The 1,682-nt window shown below is 55.0% G+C and carries 1 protein-coding gene; it reads right to left on the bottom strand.

All coding sequences use genetic code 11. The features are described from left to right. Positions 1 to 300: 300 nt before the first annotated feature. On the bottom strand, positions 301 to 1,167 hold the full coding sequence (locus AC1D1T_RS32325; RefSeq protein WP_477993440.1) for a hypothetical protein: 867 nt from the start codon (positions 1,165 to 1,167) through the stop codon (positions 301 to 303). Positions 1,168 to 1,682 lie beyond the last annotated feature (515 nt).

Raw genomic sequence — 1,682 nt, 5'->3', positions numbered from 1 at the left:
CCACAGAGAAAGGTGCTGCAGGCGAAGAGTGAGAACTCCCTTGAGACAATATCGGGTCAGTCAACCAAGCAACTTCCACCAACCTCAAAGCACCGCAGCGGTTGAATAAGGATGTGTGGCAACTGTTGACTGAATCTCACTACGCCGCCAGCACAGAAGGGCGGACGGCCTGCCAGCGTTGACAAGAACAGGGCGCTGTCRTCCGCTCGCATCTTTGGGGTTATCAACGAAGTCCCGCAGCGGTTGTCGTCCTTCCTGCCTACTCTTAGCAGCGGGCGTTGAGCATTGTGCAATTGCGCCTTACTTTCTAGGGACTGTAATTTCTTCCCGTGGCAGCGTTGTTATCTGCCTCGCATCCAAAACGGGCGGATATTTCCTCAGCAGATATTCAGTAACCAGCGGCGCATGAGAGGCCTTCTTCCCTGTTATATCATAGCTCATCTTAATATTTACTGACGTTATCCTTTCACCCTTGCTATCGTAGTGGATGTGGAACTCCAGGCCAACGTCATCGTATTCATAGAAATACATTGGCCATTCTCCTTTGTGAGCCTCCCGATAGTAATGTCGAGTGGGCACGAATTTTTCGGGGTATGAACGAAAGGCGTCGCGCGTCAGTTCCCTACAATTCTCCGAATAAACCACATTTCTGTTGTAGGCCGATATTATGGCAGAGAGTGAATTACGCAGCCTGCGTAGCTGTGAACTTTCGGCAGTAGTACGTTTTCGCCCCTCTGGGACGGCATCCTGCCATGCCCTATATGCTTCTCGATACTCGGATGCCTTGCCATCGAGGCGCAGAGTTGAGGCCCGAAGCTGGCTTGCTTTATCCAGTACCTCCGACCGTACGTCTTCCTTTTTCTTCTTGTCCTCTTCCCCAATCATCGAATACTCTTCTAGTTTATCAAAATATGCTGCCGCTATTTGCCTATGCCCCCCCAACAATGCCGGCGTAAGATATACCGCCTCGTCAGGCTCATTTTCCCTAACAGGGTCGTCCATTCCTTGCGCCGCATGAGCAGCCTGCCACCACCTCCGCAACGACTCGCAGAGGTTCAATCTCTGAAAATAGTGGTTCTCCAGCGCCGGAATGAGGGTCGACCTCACATAGGCTTCCATCGACTCTTTTGTGTTTTCTGTCTCTTTCAATAGTGGAAGGGTAGGCATGCGGCCTCCAATTAAATTGGACACAGGGCTCGTCGCTGCGGCGCTTGGCTGCAACTACCCTACCGACATGCCAAGTGCTTACGACACTTTTGCTGCCCGCCCGGGCAGCGGTGAGAGGGTACTCAATGCGGACAGCAAACGGCAAGCGGTTGACGTCGAGCGAACGATCTTCAGCCCACGCATTCGATACGCGCCGCAAGAGCTTGCTCAATCCGTGGAGACTCGGACCGTTGGGCCAGTGACGACGAGGGCAGCATGCCCGAAAGCAGCCGGTCGCGACGGACTGCTCGTGGCCGACAGTGTATGTTCGCCGCCTCGCTTGCGAGCAGCCGGTCGCCGTCCGGGCGAACTTCGCGAAACCGGCATCGCGCACGACCTATGAAGGCAACGTGTGCCGAAGCGGGGCAGCCAGTGGTCGGGTGCGTAGCCCCCCAGCGTTGCCCGGGTCCGTGTTGTTAGCTCGGAGAAGCCCAATGAGACACCAACAGACGCCCGCACTAGTGATTGCGCCGCAA

The sequence above is a fragment of the Rhizobacter sp. P2_H3 genome, assembly GCF_056403355.1.
The sequence above is the reverse complement of the archived record's forward strand: the minus strand, read 5'-3'. Positions and strand labels throughout refer to the sequence as shown.

Coding starts and splice junctions, on each gene's coding strand:
- AC1D1T_RS32325 (WP_477993440.1), bottom strand. CDS start 1,167: ATGCCTACCCTTCCACTATTGAAAGAGACAGAAAACACAAAAGAGTCG.